The sequence below is a fragment of the Pseudomonas protegens genome (assembly GCF_003363755.1).
In the GTDB taxonomy this organism is placed as follows: domain Bacteria; phylum Pseudomonadota; class Gammaproteobacteria; order Pseudomonadales; family Pseudomonadaceae; genus Aquipseudomonas; species Aquipseudomonas danubii.
This window is the reverse complement of sequence record NZ_CP031396.1, coordinates 1,909,381-1,925,753: the sequence shown is the minus strand read 5'-3', so window position 1 is coordinate 1,925,753 and position 16,373 is coordinate 1,909,381. Positions and strand designations below refer to the sequence as shown.

At 64.2% G+C, this 16,373-nt stretch carries 13 protein-coding genes; 4 read left to right on the top strand and 9 right to left on the bottom strand.

Annotated elements, in window-relative coordinates:
• Positions 1–5: 5 nt before the first annotated feature.
• The 9 genes from DWF74_RS08345 to gap all read right to left on the bottom strand — a co-directional run bounded on the left by DWF74_RS08345 (position 6) and on the right by gap (position 10,991).
• Entirely contained in the window at positions 6–1,361 is a 1,356-nt protein-coding gene (locus DWF74_RS08345; RefSeq protein WP_115580749.1) for a CoA transferase, read from the bottom strand.
• Between the two features lie 108 nt (positions 1,362–1,469).
• Positions 1,470–3,614 (bottom strand): methyl-accepting chemotaxis protein, encoded by a 2,145-nt coding sequence (locus DWF74_RS08340; protein ID WP_115580748.1) that lies wholly within the window; start codon positions 3,612–3,614, stop codon positions 1,470–1,472.
• Between the two features lie 225 nt (positions 3,615–3,839).
• Positions 3,840–4,253: a YbaN family protein gene (locus tag DWF74_RS08335; protein WP_102860587.1), complete on the bottom strand. Its 414-nt coding sequence runs from the start codon at positions 4,251–4,253 to the stop codon at positions 3,840–3,842.
• 117 nt (positions 4,254–4,370) lie between these two features.
• Complete coding sequence (locus DWF74_RS08330; RefSeq protein ID WP_115580747.1) at positions 4,371–4,979, bottom strand: biliverdin-producing heme oxygenase; 609 nt, start codon at positions 4,977–4,979, stop codon at positions 4,371–4,373.
• Positions 4,980–5,091: 112 nt separating this feature from the next.
• Positions 5,092–7,710: a TonB-dependent receptor gene (locus tag DWF74_RS08325; RefSeq protein WP_115580746.1), complete on the bottom strand. Its 2,619-nt coding sequence runs from the start codon at positions 7,708–7,710 to the stop codon at positions 5,092–5,094.
• A gap of 119 nt (positions 7,711–7,829) precedes the next feature.
• The gene (locus DWF74_RS08320) at positions 7,830–8,801 is read right to left on the bottom strand and encodes a FecR family protein (RefSeq protein WP_102860590.1); all 972 of its coding nucleotides are present in this window, start codon (positions 8,799–8,801) and stop codon (positions 7,830–7,832) included.
• Between the two features lie 113 nt (positions 8,802–8,914).
• The gene (locus tag DWF74_RS08315) at positions 8,915–9,433 is read right to left on the bottom strand and encodes an RNA polymerase sigma factor (protein ID WP_102860591.1); all 519 of its coding nucleotides are present in this window, start codon (positions 9,431–9,433) and stop codon (positions 8,915–8,917) included.
• 73 nt (positions 9,434–9,506) lie between these two features.
• Positions 9,507–9,971 carry a methylglyoxal synthase gene (locus DWF74_RS08310; protein WP_102860592.1) on the bottom strand — a complete coding sequence of 155 codons (465 nt, stop codon included), beginning with the start codon at positions 9,969–9,971 and terminating at the stop codon, positions 9,507–9,509.
• Positions 9,972–9,986: 15 nt separating this feature from the next.
• Positions 9,987–10,991 (bottom strand): type I glyceraldehyde-3-phosphate dehydrogenase, encoded by a 1,005-nt coding sequence (gene gap, locus DWF74_RS08305; RefSeq protein ID WP_102880664.1) that lies wholly within the window; start codon positions 10,989–10,991, stop codon positions 9,987–9,989.
• A gap of 223 nt (positions 10,992–11,214) precedes the next feature.
• On the opposite strand from gap, the gene edd reads away from it, so the two are divergent.
• The 4 genes from edd to DWF74_RS08285 all read left to right on the top strand — a co-directional run bounded on the left by edd (position 11,215) and on the right by DWF74_RS08285 (position 16,292).
• Entirely contained in the window at positions 11,215–13,041 is a 1,827-nt protein-coding gene (edd, locus tag DWF74_RS08300) for a phosphogluconate dehydratase (protein WP_102860594.1), read from the top strand.
• On the top strand, positions 13,038–13,994 hold the full coding sequence (locus DWF74_RS08295; RefSeq protein WP_102860595.1) for a glucokinase: 957 nt from the start codon (positions 13,038–13,040) through the stop codon (positions 13,992–13,994). Before edd ends, DWF74_RS08295 begins: the two co-directional genes overlap by 4 nt.
• A gap of 107 nt (positions 13,995–14,101) precedes the next feature.
• Complete coding sequence (locus tag DWF74_RS08290) at positions 14,102–14,833, top strand: response regulator (protein WP_102860596.1); 732 nt, start codon at positions 14,102–14,104, stop codon at positions 14,831–14,833.
• Positions 14,823–16,292 (top strand): ATP-binding protein, encoded by a 1,470-nt coding sequence (locus DWF74_RS08285; protein ID WP_115580745.1) that lies wholly within the window; start codon positions 14,823–14,825, stop codon positions 16,290–16,292. The genes DWF74_RS08290 and DWF74_RS08285 overlap by 11 nt, the downstream gene beginning before the upstream one ends.
• Positions 16,293–16,373 lie beyond the last annotated feature (81 nt).

The window sequence follows — 16,373 nt, the reverse complement described above, 5'->3', positions numbered from 1 at the left end:
AGGGCTCACCACCATCGGGGGCGATGGGCGCCCAGGGTGCCGGCGGGGCAATCCCACTGCACGGGAGTTCCTGCGATATGCAACGGCACCCGCAGGCGTCGGGCCGGTCCCCAAGGGGTCTGTTCCTGAACCAGCCCCTGATCGTCAGCGTCTTCCGAGCGTAGCGGCGTTGCGTTTTCCGCTGACGGGCAATGCTCAACCAGAAGCTTGGCGGTGCGCGCCAGGGACAGGCGCGCCGAGCGGCCCTGGCCGCCGCTCAAGGACAGGTTCAGGGCCCGCAGAGCGCTGGCGGCCATCAGGTAGCCGGTGGCGTGATCCAGGGCCTGGACCGGCAGCGGCAGCGGTTGGTCCGCAGCTTTCCAGTCCATTCCGGCTGCGGCGATGCCGGCGCTCATCTGTACCAGGCTGTCGAAGCCCCGGCGGTTGCGCCAGGGGCCGCTCCAGCCATAGGCGTTGAGGCTGACCTCGATCAGCCTCGGGGCGATGCGCTGGCGTGCCTCGGCGTGGTAACCCAGGTGTTCCAGGGCATCGGCGCGATAGCCGTGCAGCAGCAGGTCGGCGTCGGCCAGCAGGCCCTCGAATACCGCGCGCTGTTCAAGGTCGTGCAGGTCCAGGCGTGCGCAGCGCTTGCCCAGGGTCACCTCCGGCTCCAGGGCCGGTTCGTTCCAGCCCGGCGGGTCGATGCGCAGTACCTCGGCGCCCAGCCCCGCCAGTAGGCGGCTGGCCACGGGGCCGGCCAGGACCCGGGTCAGGTCCAGCACCTTCAGTCCGGCCAGGGGCCGGGCGCTGGAACCGCTCCAGGTGCTCGGCCGCGAGCCGCGGTGCGGCAGCCAGTGCACCAGGGGTTCGGCGTTGACCGCCTGACCCTGCGGGTGCGCCTGCCACTGCGCCCAACTGCGCATCTGCGCGGCGCAACCGCCTTGATCGACGATGGCCTGTTCCAGCTCCAGCGCGTCCCAGGTGGCCACTCGGGCGGCCATGGCGTCGCGCCCGGTCACCGCGCCCAGCACCCGTTCGGCGGCGGCGCGGTGGTGGGGCGCGTTGGTGTGCAGGCGAATCCAGCCGTCGCGGCTGGGGTAATCCCCAGCAATCGGGTCCCAGGGAGAGGGCAGGCTCCAGCCTTGCGGGCGGATTGAACCGGCGAACCAGAACGAGGCCAGGCGCCGGTCGACGCTGACCTCTGGCCGGCGTCCGGTCTGGCTGTACAGCAGTTCGGCCAGGGCTTGCCCGGCGGCGGCGATGCTGGCGCAGGCCAGGTCGGTCACGGCGAAGGCCGAGGGCAGGGCGCCCTGGCCGGTTTGTCGGACGCTTGCGGGCGCCAGGCCCAGCGCGGCCTGGAGGGTGGCCAGTAGTTCGGTCATGACGCACTCCCCGGTTCAGAGGAGGGCATTGCACCCTGAAACCGCCGCCCCTGTCGATCACCTTAGGTCATCGGCCGCGGGGGGCGGCCGGGGGGCGAGAACCTGCGCTTACACCCGGAATTGATCCATCAGCTTCATCTGCTGGGTCGCCAGGGCATTGAGCTGGCTGCTGACCTGGGCTGACTCGCTGGCTTGCTCGGTCAGGGTTTCGGTCACGCTGCGAATCGCCGAGACGTTGCGGTTGACCTCTTCGGCCACAGCGCTCTGCTCCTCGGCGGCGCTGGCGATCTGCAGGTTCATGTCGCTGATCACGGTGACCGCGTCGCTGATCTTGCCCAGGGCCTGGACCGCTTGCTGGATCTGTCCGGCGTTGTTCTGCGCCTGGCTCTGGCTGGCGTGCATGGTGCTGACCACATCGCGGGTGCCGCTCTGGATGCGTTCGATCACCACGCGGATTTCCTCCACCGAGTCCTGGGTGCGCTTGGCCAGGTTGCGCACTTCATCGGCGACCACCGCGAAGCCGCGACCGCTTTCTCCGGCACGGGCCGCCTCGATGGCGGCGTTGAGGGCCAGAAGGTTGGTCTGCTCGGCGATGCTGCGGATCACCTCCAGCACCGAGCCGATCTGCTCGCTGCTCACCGCCAGGGCTTCGACTTCACCCACCGCCTTGCTCACCTCGTCGGCCAGCAGGCTGATGTCCCGGGTGCTGCGTTCGATGATGCTCATGCCTTCCTTGGCCGACTGGTCGGCGCCACGGGCGGCCTGGGCGGCGTTGGACGCACTGCTGGCGACTTCGTGGGCGGTGGCGCTCATTTCGTTGGAGGCGGTGGCCACCTGGTCGATCTCGCGGAACTGCACTTGCATGCCTTCGCTGGTCTGGCGGGCGATTTCCGAAGACTGGTCGGCGGTGCCGCGGGCCTCGATGATGCTTTGCTTGATCTGGGCAATGGTCGGTTGCAGCTTGTCGAGGAAACGGTTGAACCAACTCACCAGCTCGCCCAGTTCGTCTTTCTTGCTGTAGTTCAGGCGCTGGGTCAGGTCGCCGTCGCCGCTGGCGATGGCCTGGAGCATCTGCGCCACGCTGTTGATCGGCCGGGTCACGCCGGAGGCGCTGAGCCACATCAACAGCAGGCCCAGCAGGCCGGCACCGACGGCGACCAGCAGGGTTTTCAGGGTGCCGCTGGTCTGGGCTTGATCCAGCAGGTTTTGCAGCTTGACCGAGTCCGCCAGCAGTACCTGTTGTGGCAGGTCGATGGTCACGCCCCAGGCCTTGGCATCGGCAATCGGGCTGAAGGGATAGACCGCGCGGATCAGGTCGCCTTGCTGGAAGATTTTCGATGGGCTGCCGCTGAGTGTTGCGAGGATGTCCTTGCCCTGGGCGCCAAAGGTTTCATTGATGTTCTTGCCGACCTGGCCGGCATCGGCGCCGACAGCGGCCAGCAGCCCACTACCGGCGAGGATCATCATGTGCCCGGCTCCGTCGAACAGGTCCCGCTGCGCCTCGACAGCGGCGGCTTGCAGGGAGTCCAGGGCGATGTCGACGCCAATCACGCCCAGCACCTTGCCGTCCACCAGCAGGGGCAGGGAGATGGTGGTCATCAGCACTTGTTTCTTGTCCTGGCCGATGGTGTCGGCATAGGGATCGAGCAAGCAGGTGCGTCGGGTGTCCCGGGGGCAGGTGTACCAGATGTTGTAGGGTGTGCCGCTGAGGTTGAGGGTGGTCTTGGTCATGTCCTCCTCAGCCATCACGGTATTGAGTTGCTGGCCACCTGCGCGACTCCAATAGCTGGCAAAACGTCCGCGCTCGTTGGAGGCCCGGGTGGCATCGTTGGCGAACTCGCTGTCCTTGCCGTCCAGGGCATTGGGCTCATAGGCGAGCCAGATGCCGAGCACCTTGGGGTTGCGCTCGAAGGCGGTTTTCAGGCTGCGGTTGAGTTCTTCGCGCAGCGCTGCAGCATCCAGGCCGCGCTGGTTGGCCAGGTCTCGCAAGTCCCGGACCTGATCCGCCAGGGCGGTGATCACCAGCTGGCTTTCGCCGAAGGTCTTCTGAATGTGTGCCGCTTGTTCGGCTGCCTTGGCCTGTAGCAGGTCCTCGACACCGGCCGTCAGCATCTGCGTGCTGGAGGTGTTGACCAGTTGGTTGTTCTGCTGGCTTTGATAGATGTTCATGCCGACGATCAGCGCCACCACGCCCAACAGGCACAGTCCGGACAACAGCACGATTTTCAGGCGGATGGAGAGAGAGTCGAGCATGAGGCGATCTCGCGAAAGGACGGATGGTAAGCACGGAATCGATTGATTGCGGTCGCCAAGTCCTTTCAGCGCCATGTTTGGAACATCGGCTTGGCCAGCTTTTGCGTGAGGTTTAGCCGACGAACGGTAGGTATGAGGCCTTCGCCGCGTAAGCCCGGCTTACCCGCAAAAAGGTCCGTGAAGCTCATGCCAATGCTGAGGGCGCTCTGCCCGGCAAGCGGGCTGTTACAGAGGCGGGGTGCAGGTTTGCGGCAGGGCTTCGGGGCGCGACCAGATCCACAGGTTGCCCAGGGTCATGCCGGCGATGGCGGCGTACATCGTCCAGTGATGATTGAGCAGGGTCAGCATCAGGCCGGCGCACAGCAGCATGCTGAGGGTGGCGCTGACTTTGGCCTTGCGGCTGACAATCCGGCCGTTGCGCCAGTTGCAGAGGATCGGGCCCAACAGCCGGTGGTTCTCCATCCAGGCACTCAGGCGTGGCGAACTCTTGGTAGCGGCCCAGGCGGCCAGGAGGATGAATTCGGTGGTCGGCAGGCCCGGTACGACGATGGCGATCAGGCCGATAGCCAGGCTGATATAGGCCAGCACGCCAAACAGCAGGCGGGATATTTTCGACGAGGAGGGGCGAGTGGGGGTCATGGCTTCGATGATGAGGTAACGCGTCGTGTGGCTCAATCCGGGGAAGATGCCGGCCGACAGAATACCGCTGTGGGCAGGGCAGAGGGGTCAGCCGCCACCGTGCCCACAACGTCGGGGTCAGGCCGGTTGCGCGGCGCTGGAGTAAGCCTGCTCCAGCAGTACGGTGAAGCGGTTGAAGGCATCCAGGGCACCTTTTTCCGCAGCGGCTTCTTCTTCGGCGGTGAACTCCAGGCCGTCGAGGATGCGGGTGAAGGTCTTCCAGCCTTCGGCACGGCCACCGGCCGGTTCGCCCAGGTGCCGGGCGCCGAAGGTTTCGCTCAGGCCCAGGCCCACGGCGCGCTTGATCAGGAACGCGGCGCCGAGCTTGGAACCCTCGGAAACGAAGATCCAGCCCAGGGCTTCGGCCTTGCTCGGGTTGCGCACAGCGCCGGCTACCGGTGCTGGCACTTCAGTGTCCAGGTCCGCCAGGTCGGCCTTGGCCGCGTCGGCGCGGCAGCGCTCGGCCAGGTCAGGCACGATGCGGTTCAGTTCGGCATCGTTGTACAGGTCCACCAGTTCCGACTGGAACAGGTATTGGGCGACCACGAAGCGGGCGAAGGCGCCCTGGGTTTCAAACGGTGCGTGGGCCTTGACCAGGGCGTCGAGCTTGGAATGGGGCTCGTGGGTGATCTGGTTCAGACGCTGGGAGCGCAGGTGATGACGCTGGGAGGAATCCTGGGAGGTCATGCAGATGTCCTTGAGAATGAGAGGCACTTAGTGACTAGACGAACAAGAAGACGCGACACAGTAAAAAATCCTCACTGCCCCGGATGAAAAAGGGCAGTGAGGCGGTCTGGGGTCAGATGTCCCACACCAGGTTGACCGAGAAGTTGCGGCCGGGCTGGGTCAAGCGGTCGAGGTTGGCGGGTGCGGTTTGTCCGGCCTCACCGACACTGTCGTAGCCGCGCACGTCGTCCCAGTTCCAGTATTTCTTGTCGGTCAGGTTGTACAGGCCGGCGTTCAGGGTCAGGTCATCGGTGACCTTGTAGAAGCCGCTGAGGTCGAGGATGCCGTAGCCCGGTGTCTTGAACTGACCGCTGGTGGCGCGGCCATCCGGGGCCTTGAAGGTGCTGTTGTCGACCCGGTCCTTGCGTTTGACCAGGGTCCAGCTCAGCAGCGCGCCATAGTTGTCCTGGTCGTAGCCGAGGCCAAATACGCCCTTGAGCGGGTTGACACTGTTGATCGGCTCGCCGTTGTCATTGTTGCGACCGTAGGCGTAGGCCAGCGAGCCGATGCTGTACAGGCCCTGTGGTGCACCGAAGGCATCGAGGTTCAGACGGCCCCTGGCTTCGGCGCCCTTGATGGTGGCGTGTTTGATGTTGTTGCTCTGGATCACCGATTGCAGCGCGCCGGCGGTGATGGCGTCTTCGTTGATGAAGTCGCGGTACTGGTTGTAGAACACCGAGACATCGAAGGAGCCCGCGTCGAAGTTGCCGCGCAGGCCGGTTTCATACCCTTTGCTGGTTTCCGGCTTGAGGTTGGAGTTGGGCTCGACCACGTACCCGGTGGCGAGGTTTTCGAAGCGGCCGTAGAGCGCCTTGGCCGACGGCGTGCGGAAGCCCTCGGAGTACTGGCCATAGGCCGTGTAGTGCTCGTCGAAGCTGTAGGTCAGGCCGAACTTGGGTGAAACCCGATGCCAGGTCTTCTTGTCGTCGCTGACCGGAAAGTTGCCGGTAGGGTTGGCGACATTGAGGAACTCCTGGGTCAGTTTCGGCTTGAGCTGGGTGTAGTCGTAGCGCAGGCCAGGGGTGAAGGTCCAGGCGTTCCAGCTGATCTGGTCCTGGGCGAACAGGCTGTAGGTGCTGACGGTGGGGTCCGGGAAGTCGCTGGATTTTTTCACGCTGTCGCTGGCGCTCGGGCTTGGCGCGCCGATGGCGGTGCAACCTGCACCGACCTTCAGGCAGGTGGCGGTGCCATAGCGTGAGCCGGTGACTTTCTGTTGCTTGAGGGTGGTGCCGTAGGTCAGTTGATGCTCGGTTTCACCGAGGGTGAAAGCCTTGTCCAGTTGCGCGTCCAGTACCCACTGTTTTTCCTGGTACAGGGTTTGCCGCTCCCGCAGCACGTCACGGGCGTTGGGGGAGAACGCCGAGACCGGGTTGTAGCGCTCGGAAGTGCTCTGGTCGGTCTTGGCGATCTGGTAGTTCAGGCTCCACTTGATCTGGTCGGCGATCGGCGATTGCACGGCGAAGCTGTTTTCCAGGCCGAAGCGCTCACGGGTGATGGTGTCGTTGCCGACCCGCGAGCGATACCAGTTCTGCCCGACGCCGTTGAGAAACAGGCCGCCTACTGCGCTTTTCTGGTTGGTGTCGCGGTCATCCTTGTACTTTTCGTAGGTCAGGCCCAGGCGAGCATCCGGTGCATAGTTCCAGCCGAGCTTGGCCAGGACGTTGGTGGTGCGGGCGTCTTCCGGGTTGGCGGCGGTGCGGTTCAGGCCGGTGCCGTTGTTGCTGCCATAGGACTCGGTTTCGTGGCCATCACGCCGGCTCAGGTGCAGCAGGGCGTCGAAGTCGCTGGCCCGGCCGGCGACGGTGGCGGATTTCAGCCAGCTTTCATCAGCCGAGCTATAGCCGGTTTTCAGGCGCGCACCGAAGTCCTGGCCGGGTTTGATGATGTCGTCGGCGTCCAGGGTGTAGTAGCTGACGGCGCCGCCGATGGCGCTGCTGCCGTAGAGCACCGAGGCCGGGCCACGGAGGATTTCCACGCGCTTGACGATTTCCGGGTCGACATAGTTGCGGTTGGTCTTGGCGTAGGGACCGCTGAAGAAGTGATCCGGCACTTCCACGCCATCGACCTGGGTGAGAATCCGGTCGCTGTCGATGCCGCGGATGTTGTAGCCACTGAGTCCTGCGCGCTGACCTGCACCACCGACGGAAACCCCAGGCTCGTAGCGCACCAGCTCCTTGATGGTGTTGACGTTCTGGCGGTCCAGTTCTTCCCGGGTCTGCACACTCACGGTGCTCGGCACCGAGTTGATGTCCTGCTCCTGGCGGGTAGCGCTAATGGTCACTTGCTGCAGGTTCACCACGTTGGCGCCGCTGCGCTTCTCCAGGACGATGCTGTTGTTGCCCAGTTTGCGGTAGCTCAGGCTGGTGCCGCCGAGCAGCCGATCCAGGGCCTTTTCCGGCGGCAGCGAGCCGCGTACGCCGGGGGAGGCAACGCCGGAACCCAGCTCGGCGGGCAGGCCCACTTGCCAGCCGGTGACCGCGGTAAAGGCATTGAGCGCCGAGACCAGCGGTTGCTCGGCAATGGCGAAGTTGTAGTTGCCCATGCGCTGGCTGGAAGGCGCCGGGGCATCGGCGGCCATGACAGGCGTGGCGTGAGCGCCGGCCAGCAGGATCGCTGCGGTGAGCAGCGACAGCGTGCAGTTCTGCAGACGGGTACAGGGAACAGAGGATCGGCTGTTGAGGCGAGGGGACATCGAGAGCGCTCCGGGTCGCACGAATCTTATAGGTGCAGATGCGCATTAAAAATGCGAATCAGTTGCATTGGCTATAACGAGACGTATGACCCATGGCTATCGCGTAAAAATAATTATTCTCAGTTGAGAATCACCAGCGCCGGGAATTCCGAGAGTCGCGCCGAGGTGATATGGGCCAGGGATCGCAACACATCCAGGGGCTGGTCCAGGCGGTAGTTGCCGGTGACCGCAACACTTGCCAACTGTTCGTTGTTGTTGACGATCCAGCCCGGGTAATAACGCCGCAGTTCCGCCAGCACCTGATTGAGGGGGCAGTTCTCGAACACCAGGCGCCCTTCGACCCAGGCCAGGTCCTTGCCAGCATCGAGCTTGGCCGGGCGCTCAAACCCCTGAGGGCCGACGCGTACGCTTTCTCCGGCCCTCAAGCGAATGCGCTGGTCGGCGTGGGTCGCCCGCAGGTCGATATCGCCGCGTTGCACCTGGACCTGGGCGATGCCGTCCAGATAGCGCACGGCGAAGGCGGTGTCGCCCACGCTGGCCTTGACCGGACCGGCGTCCAGTTCCAGGGGTCGGCCGAGAGTGGCGGGGATCTCGAAGAAGGCTTCGCCCTGGTACAGCCGAGCCACGCGCTGGTGATCGTTGATCTGGCTGGAAAACGCCGAGTTGGTGTTGAGCAGGACTTTCGAGCCGTCTTCCAGTTGCAGGCGCTGGCGTTCACCCACCAGGGTCAGGTGGTCGGCCTGCAGGCGCAGGGGCAGGTTGCTGAAGCTGAACAGCCCAAGCACCAGCACTGCGGCGGTGGCCAGGGGCTTCCAGTGGGGGCGCAGGCGAGCCAGGCGTGAAACCTTCGGTGCAGGGGCGGCCAGGGCCTGGGCACAGAGCGCCACTTGCGGTCCGTTCCAGATGGCCTGGGCCTTTTCGAAGGCCTGGGCATTGAGCGGTGAAGCCGCCAGCCACTGATGAAACTGGCGCACCTGTTCCTCGTTCGGATGTTCCAGCTCGATCAGCCAATCCAGCGCCTGATCCATGGCAAGGGTGCTTGAGTGCGAGCCGGCAGGGGTGGGCGGCTCGGCGCTGTGAAAATCCGTCACGGGTGTTCCTCGGCGGCGTCTGTGCGCAGCTGTTTTTTCAAGAGAGAGCGAAAGCCGGCCAAGGTTAACAAAGGCCTGGGGCTGACGCAGTCATTGTGCTCAGCGGTTGAGACTCACTGGCCGTCGAGACGTTCGGCGACGCCGATGCAGATGGCCATGATCAATTTCAGTTCCTTTTGCACGGTGCTCAGCGACACCCCGAGTGCGTCGGCGATCTCCTGATAGCTGTGGCCGTGCAGGCGACTGAGGATGAAGATCTGCTGCTGGCGCGGGCTGAGCTGACCGAGGCTGAGGTTCAGGCGTTCGAGCAATTGCTCGGCGTGGGCTGCGTCCTCGGCGCTGCTGAGGGGAGCGGCGACGCTCTCCACCACCTCCGGTGGCACATCTTCCAGCAGGGTGCGGCCCTGGATGCGCCGGGCCCGCAGGTGGTCCAGCGCCAGGTTGCGTGCAGTCTGGAACACGAAGGGCTCAAGGTGGGTGATCGGCCGCTCGCTGAGGGCGCGGGTCACCCGCAGATAGGTTTCCTGCAGCAGGTCTTCGGCGGTGCTGTGGTTGTTGACCATCCGCTCCAGCGTTCGCAGCAGAGAAATTCGTTGAGTGAGGAAGACGTGGTTGAAGTGCGATTGACTCACAGCAAGGCCTGATCCATTTTTGCAGCAGATGATAATGATTGTCATCTGCGCCAATGGTCAAGCCTTGTGTGATTTATCCCCGAGCGGCCAGGTACGCCTGGTAGTCGGGAATCCGGTGTTCATGGGCCTGGCTCATCAGTGGGCTGCTGAGCAGATAGTCGGCGCTGCACTCGTTGCAGGCCACGGGAATGTTCCACACCGCCGCCACGCGCAGCAGGGCCTTGATATCCGGATCGTGGGGCTGGGGTTCGAAGGGGTCCCAGAAGAACACCAGCAGGTCGACCCGCTGTTCGGCAATCTGCGCGCCCAGTTGCTGATCGCCGCCCAGAGGGCCGCTGATCATGCTGTGCACCGGCAGTCCCAGGCGTTTGCTCAGCAGCAGCCCGGTGGTGCCGGTGGCCAGCAGTTCATGTTCGGCCAGGCGTGACTTCTGTCGTTCGGCCCAGTCCAGCAGAAAGACCTTGCAGTGGTCATGCGCGACCAGGGCGATGCGCTTGCGCGCCGCCATGGTCTTTTGGGTAAAACTGATACCGATCATCGACGAATATCCGTTTTATTCCGCGTTGCACAGGGCCAGGCAGTTATCCAGCATGCGGTTGGAAAAGCCCCACTCGTTGTCGTACCAGGCCAGCACCTTGAGCAAGCGACCGCCGCTGACCTTGGTGTGGTTGGCGTCGAAGATCGACGACAGCGGGTTGTGATTGAAGTCGCTGGAGACCAGCGGCAGGGTGTTGTAGCCGAGGATCTTCGAATGCTGGCTGGCACTCTTGAGCAGGGCGTTGACCTCTTCGGCGGTGGTGTCGCGCTTGAGGGTCACGGTCAGGTCCACCAGCGACACGTTGATCACCGGTACCCGCACTGCCATGCCGGTCAGCTTGCCCGCCAGCTCCGGCAGCACCAGGCCCACGGCTTCAGCGGCGCCGGTCTTGCTCGGGATCATGTTCTGGGTAGCCGAGCGGGCGCGGTAGGGGTCGCTGTGGTAGACGTCGGTGAGGTTCTGGTCGTTGGTGTAGGCGTGGATGGTGGTCATCAGGCCGTTGTCGATGCCCAGCTCGCGGTGCAGCACCTGGGCCACCGGGGCCAGGCAGTTGGTGGTGCACGAAGCGTTGGAAATGACCTGGTGCGACTGGCGCAGGATGTCGTGGTTGACCCCGTAGACCACGGTGGCGTCGGCGCCTTTGGCCGGGGCCGAGATGATCACTTTGCGGGCGCCGGCAGTAAGATGGGCAGCGGCCTTGGCGCGGTCGGTGAACAGGCCGGTGCATTCGAAGACCACGTCGATCTTTTCCGCGGCCCAGGGCAGTTCGGCCGGGTTGCGGATGGCACTGACGGCAATCCGGTCGCCGTTGACGGTCAGGCTTTCCTGGTCGTGCTGGACTTCGGCGTCGAAAGTGCCGTGGACGGTGTCGTACTTCAGCAGGTGGGCATTGATCGCGCTGTCCCCCAGATCGTTGATGGCGACGATCTGCAGATCCTGGCGATAGCCTTGGGTATAGAGTGCGCGCAGGACGTTACGGCCAATACGGCCAAAACCGTTGATTGCGATTCGAAGAGTCATGTGCAAACGCCTGTCGTTAAATTTGTTGTTGGAATTACAAGATTATTCGCATAGAAATAGAAAACAAGCCTTTTTAGTGGCAATATTTTGTCTTATCTACAACGAGTGACCTGAATCAACTGGTCCAAATGGTCAGAAATGTCCTCCACTGTCCCTCGGTGGCGGGGCTTCTGATCAGCATAGACAAACAGGTCGCCACATCCGTTAGCCTGGAGTTCTACATATGCATCCCCGCGTTCTTGAGGTCACCGAACGGCTTATCGCTCGCAGTCGCGCCACTCGCCAGGCCTATCTGGCGTTGATTCGCGGTGCCGCCAGCGATGGTCCGCAGCGCGGCAAGCTGCAGTGTGCGAACTTCGCCCACGGCGTGGCCGGTTGTGGCGCCGACGACAAACACAGCCTGCGGATGATGAATGCGGCCAACGTGGCAATTGTTTCGTCATATAACGACATGTTGTCGGCTCACCAGCCTTACGAGCGTTTTCCCGAGCAGATCAAGAAAGCCCTGCGCGAGATCGGTTCGGTGGGCCAGTTCGCTGGCGGCACCCCGGCCATGTGCGATGGCGTGACCCAGGGCGAGGCCGGCATGGAGTTGAGCCTGCCGAGCCGCGAGGTGATTGCGCTGTCCACGGCCGTGGCCCTGTCGCACAACATGTTCGACGCGGCGCTGATGCTGGGGATCTGCGACAAGATCGTCCCGGGCCTGATGATGGGCGCCCTGCGCTTCGGTCATCTGCCGATGGTCTTCGTCCCGGGCGGGCCGATGGTGTCGGGGATTTCCAACAAGCAGAAGGCCGATGTGCGCCAGCGTTACGCTGAAGGCAAGGCCAGCCGCGAGGAGCTGCTGGAGTCGGAAATGAAGTCCTACCACAGCCCGGGCACCTGCACCTTCTACGGCACCGCCAACACCAACCAGTTGCTGATGGAAGTCATGGGCCTGCACCTGCCGGGCGCCTCGTTCGTCAACCCCAACACGCCGCTGCGCGACGCCCTGACCCATGAGGCGGCGCAGCAGGTCACGCGCCTGACCAAGCAGAGCGGCAGCTTCACGCCCATTGGCGAAATCGTCGACGAGCGTTGCCTGGTCAACTCCATCGTCGCTCTGCACGCCACCGGCGGTTCCACCAACCACACCCTGCACATGCCGGCCATTGCCCAGGCGGCAGGCATCCAGTTGACCTGGCAGGACATGGCCGATCTGTCCGAGGTGGTGCCGACCCTGTCTCACGTCTATCCCAACGGCAAGGCCGACATCAACCACTTCCAGGCAGCGGGCGGCATGTCGTTCCTGATCCGTGAACTGCTGGAAGCCGGCCTGCTTCACGAGGACGTCAATACCGTGGCCGGCCGCGGCCTGAGCCGCTACACCCAGGAGCCGTTCCTCGATAACGGCAAGCTGGTATGGCGCGAAGGCCCGATCGAAAGCCTCGATGAAAACATCCTGCGGCCGGTGGCCCGGGCCTTCTCCCCGGAAGGCGGCTTGCGGGTCATGGAAGGCAATCTCGGCCGCGGGGTGATGAAAGTGTCCGCCGTGGCCCCCGAGCATCAGGTCGTCGAAGCCCCGGCGGTGGTGTTCCAGGACCAGCAGGACCTGGCCGACGCCTTCAAGGCCGGCCTGCTGGAAAAAGATTTCGTCGCGGTGATGCGCTTCCAGGGCCCGCGCTCCAACGGCATGCCCGAGCTGCACAAGATGACCCCGTTCCTCGGGGTGCTGCAGGACCGTGGCTTCAAGGTGGCGCTGGTGACCGATGGACGTATGTCCGGTGCCTCGGGCAAGATTCCGGCGGCGATTCATGTCAGCCCCGAAGCCCAGGTCGGCGGTGCGCTGGCTCGGGTGCTGGACGGTGACATCATTCGCGTTGACGGGGTCAAGGGCACCTTGGAACTCAAGGTCGACGCCGCCGAATTCGCCGCCCGGGAACCGGCCAAGGGCCTGTTGGGCAACAACGTCGGCACCGGTCGTGAACTCTTCGCTTTCATGCGCATGGCCTTCAGCTCGGCAGAGCAGGGCGCCAGCGCCTTTACCTCTGCTCTGGAGACGCTTAATTGAAACTGGCCCTGGTCGGTGACATCGGTGGCACCAACGCGCGCTTCGCGTTGTGGAAAGACCAACAACTGGACGCGATCCAGGTCCATGCAACGGCGGACTATCGCTGCCCGGAAGACGCCATCAAGGCGTACCTGCAAGACCAGGGCCTGGCCCTGGGTGCCATCGGTTCGGTATGCCTGTCGGTGGCCGGTCCGGTCAGCGGCGACGAGTTCCGTTTTACCAACAACCACTGGCGCCTGAGCCGCCAGGCGTTCTGCCAGGCCTTGCAGGTGGAGCAGTTGCTGCTGGTCAACGACTTCTCGGCCATGGCCCTGGGCATGACCCGCTTGCAGCCCGATGAGTTTCGCGTGGTCTGCGAAGGCGTTGCCGAGCCCTTGCGTCCGGCGGTGGTGATCGGTCCGGGCACTGGTCTCGGCGTCGGTACCCTGTTGAATTTCGGCGACGGCCGCTACATGGCCTTGCCGGGGGAGGGGGGGCATGTCGACCTGCCCTTGAGCAGCCCGCGGGAAACCCAGCTGTGGCAACACATCCACGATGAAATTGGCCATGTCAGCGCCGAGACTGCTTTGAGCGGCAGTGGATTGCCGCGGGTGTACCGGGCGATCTGTGCGGTGGACGGCCATGAGCCGCGCCTCGATACCCCGGAAGCCATCACCGCTGCCGGGCTGGCCGGCGACCCGATTGCCCGGGAAGTGCTGGAGCAGTTCAGCTGCTGGCTGGGGCGAGTGGCGGGCAACAACGTGCTGACCACGGGCGCGCGGGGCGGCGTGTATATCGTCGGCGGGGTGATTCCCCGTTTCGCCGACTTCTTCATCCACAGCGGCTTTGCCAGGAGTTTTGCCGACAAGGGCTGCATGAGCGACTACTTCAAGGGCATTCCGGTGTGGTTGGTGACGGCGCCCTATTCCGGGCTGACCGGTGCCGGCGTAGCGCTGGAGCAGGCCCAGGGTTGACCTTGAGCCGCACGGCGTAGGAGCCGGCTTACCGGCGAAGAGGCGGTAACACGCCTCCCGGCATCAGGCATAATCGCGCTCCCTGCCTAACAATAAGGACGGCCCCGGTGAGTTCAGTCAGTAAGTCGATTTTGTTGGTTGACGACGATCAGGAAATTCGCGAGCTGCTGGAAACCTACCTCAGCCGCTGCGGCTTCCAGGTGCGCACGACCGCCGATGGCGCCGGCTTTCGTCAGGCCCTGAGCGAGGCACCCAGCGACCTGGTGATCCTCGACGTGATGCTGCCCGACGAAGACGGCTTCAGCCTGTGCCGCTGGATTCGCCAGCACCCACGGTGCAGTCAGGTGCCGATCATCATGCTCACCGCCAGCTCCGACGAGGCCGACCGGGTGATCGGTCTGGAGCTGGGGGCCGACGACTACCTGGGCAAGCCCTTCAGCCCCCGGGAGTTGCAGGCGCGGATCAAGGCGCTGTTGCGCCGGGTGCAGTTCGCTCAGGAGCGGGTCGCAGGTGACGTGCTGTGCTTCGACGAGTGGCGCCTGGATGTGATCAGTCACCGCTTGTTTCATAACGACGGCGAGGAGGTGATCCTCTCCGGCGCCGACTTTGCCCTGCTCAAGCTGTTCCTCGACCACCCCCAGGAAATCCTCGACCGTGACACCATCGGCAATGCCACTCGCGGGCGTGACCTGATGCCCCTGGACCGCATCGTCGACATGGCCGTCAGCCGCCTGCGCCAGCGTCTGCGGGACACGGAAAAGCCACCGCGGCTGATCCGTACCGTGCGTGGCAGCGGGTATCAATTGGCAGCCAATGTGGTTGCCGGCAATGGTCACTGAGGTACTGCGCAGAGTATTGCGGCGGGTGCCGATGCCTCGCTCGCTGCTGGGGCGCATGCTGCTGCTGACCTTGCTGGCGGTGTTGTTCGCCCAGGCCCTGTCCAGCGTGATCTGGGTTTCGCAGTTGCGCGCTACCCAGCTCGAAGGCCTGGTGACCAGCGCCCGTAGCCTGGCTCACTCGATGACCGCCAGCGTCAGTTACCTGCGTTCGCTGCCGGTGGCTTATCGCCCCCTGGTGCTCGACCAGTTGCGCAGCATGGGCGGTACCCGTTTTGTCGTGACCCTCAATGACAAGCCCCTGGGCATGCAGGTGCTGCCCGCTACACCGCGCAAAGAGGCGGTATTGCAGGCGGTGGAGCAAGTGCTGCGCCAGTCCCTGGGCAACGACGCGGATCTATCCGTGACCTTTGTCAGCCCCGATGATCTGCGGATTTTCAATGGCGGCCTCAAGCTCGACGAGTTGCCCCGCTCCTGGGCCCATTACGCCTTGACCCTGGAGCCGGTGAACCCACCAGTGCTGGTAACCCAGATCCAGATGGCCCCGGGAGAATGGCTGTACATTGCCTCGCTGCTGCCCGAGCCCTATACCAGCCTCGAAGAACAGGGGCTGCCGGCGCAGCAGGTGTGGTTCATCCTGCTCACCAGCGGTTTTCTGCTGCTGTTCATTGGCCTGCTGGTGCATTGGCAGAGCCGGCCCCTCAAGCGTCTGGCCCGGGCGGCGCGGGACATGTCCCTGGGCGCCGATGTCGAGCCGGTGGCGCAGGGCGGCGGCAGTGAAGTGGTGGAAGTGGGGCGGGCCTTCAACAGCATGCGCGAACGCATCAGCCGCTACCTGACCGAGCGCAGCCAGCTGTTCAGTGCCATCTCCCATGACCTGCGCACCCCTATCACCCGCCTGCGCCTGCGAGTCGAACTGCTGGAGGACGAACAACTGCAAGCCAAGTTCGGCCGCGACCTGGACGAGCTGGAACTGCTGGTCAAAGGTGCGTTGCAATGCGTCAAGGACACCGACATCCACGAGAACATCGAGCCGGTGGACCTCAACCAGGTGCTCGACTGCCTGGTGGAGCCTTACCTGGCACCCAACGGCAATGGCCGCGTGACCCAGCAGGGTCGGGCGCTGGCCAGCTACCCGGGCAAGCCCCTGGCGCTCAAGCGCTGCATGGGCAACCTGATCGACAACGCCCTGAAGTACGGCCAGAACGCCCATCTGCACATCGAAGACGACGACAGCGGTTTTGTCCTGCATGTCGACGACGAAGGCCCGGGCGTACCGGAGCAGCGCCTGGAGCAGGTGTTCGAGCCGCATTTCCGTCTGGCCGGCCAGCAGCAGGGCTACGGCCTGGGCCTGGGGATTGCCCGCAACATTGCCCACAGCCATGGCGGCGAAGTCAGCCTGCAGAACCTGCGCGAAGGCGGCCTGCGGGTGACCCTGTATCTGCCCCGGACCTTCGACTGATGCCGGCGTGTACACCGCGGCTGGCACACACTGGCTGGTGAAAGCGCTGGCTGGTGAAAGCGCTGGCTGCTCGGTGAAGGC

Bases quoted from the DNA above. Each gene is read 5' to 3' on its own strand.
- DWF74_RS08345 (WP_115580749.1), bottom strand. From the start codon at position 1,361: ATGACCGAACTACTGGCCACCCTCCAGGCCGCGCTGGGCCTGGCGCCC.
- DWF74_RS08340 (WP_115580748.1), bottom strand. From the start codon at position 3,614: ATGCTCGACTCTCTCTCCATCCGCCTGAAAATCGTGCTGTTGTCCGGA.
- DWF74_RS08335 (WP_102860587.1), bottom strand. From the start codon at position 4,253: ATGACCCCCACTCGCCCCTCCTCGTCGAAAATATCCCGCCTGCTGTTT.
- DWF74_RS08330 (WP_115580747.1), bottom strand. From the start codon at position 4,979: ATGACCTCCCAGGATTCCTCCCAGCGTCATCACCTGCGCTCCCAGCGT.
- DWF74_RS08325 (WP_115580746.1), bottom strand. From the start codon at position 7,710: ATGTCCCCTCGCCTCAACAGCCGATCCTCTGTTCCCTGTACCCGTCTG.
- DWF74_RS08310 (WP_102860592.1), bottom strand. From the start codon at position 9,971: ATGATCGGTATCAGTTTTACCCAAAAGACCATGGCGGCGCGCAAGCGC.
- gap (WP_102880664.1), bottom strand. From the start codon at position 10,991: ATGACTCTTCGAATCGCAATCAACGGTTTTGGCCGTATTGGCCGTAAC.
- edd (WP_102860594.1), top strand. From the start codon at position 11,215: ATGCATCCCCGCGTTCTTGAGGTCACCGAACGGCTTATCGCTCGCAGT.
- DWF74_RS08285 (WP_115580745.1), top strand. From the start codon at position 14,823: ATGGTCACTGAGGTACTGCGCAGAGTATTGCGGCGGGTGCCGATGCCT.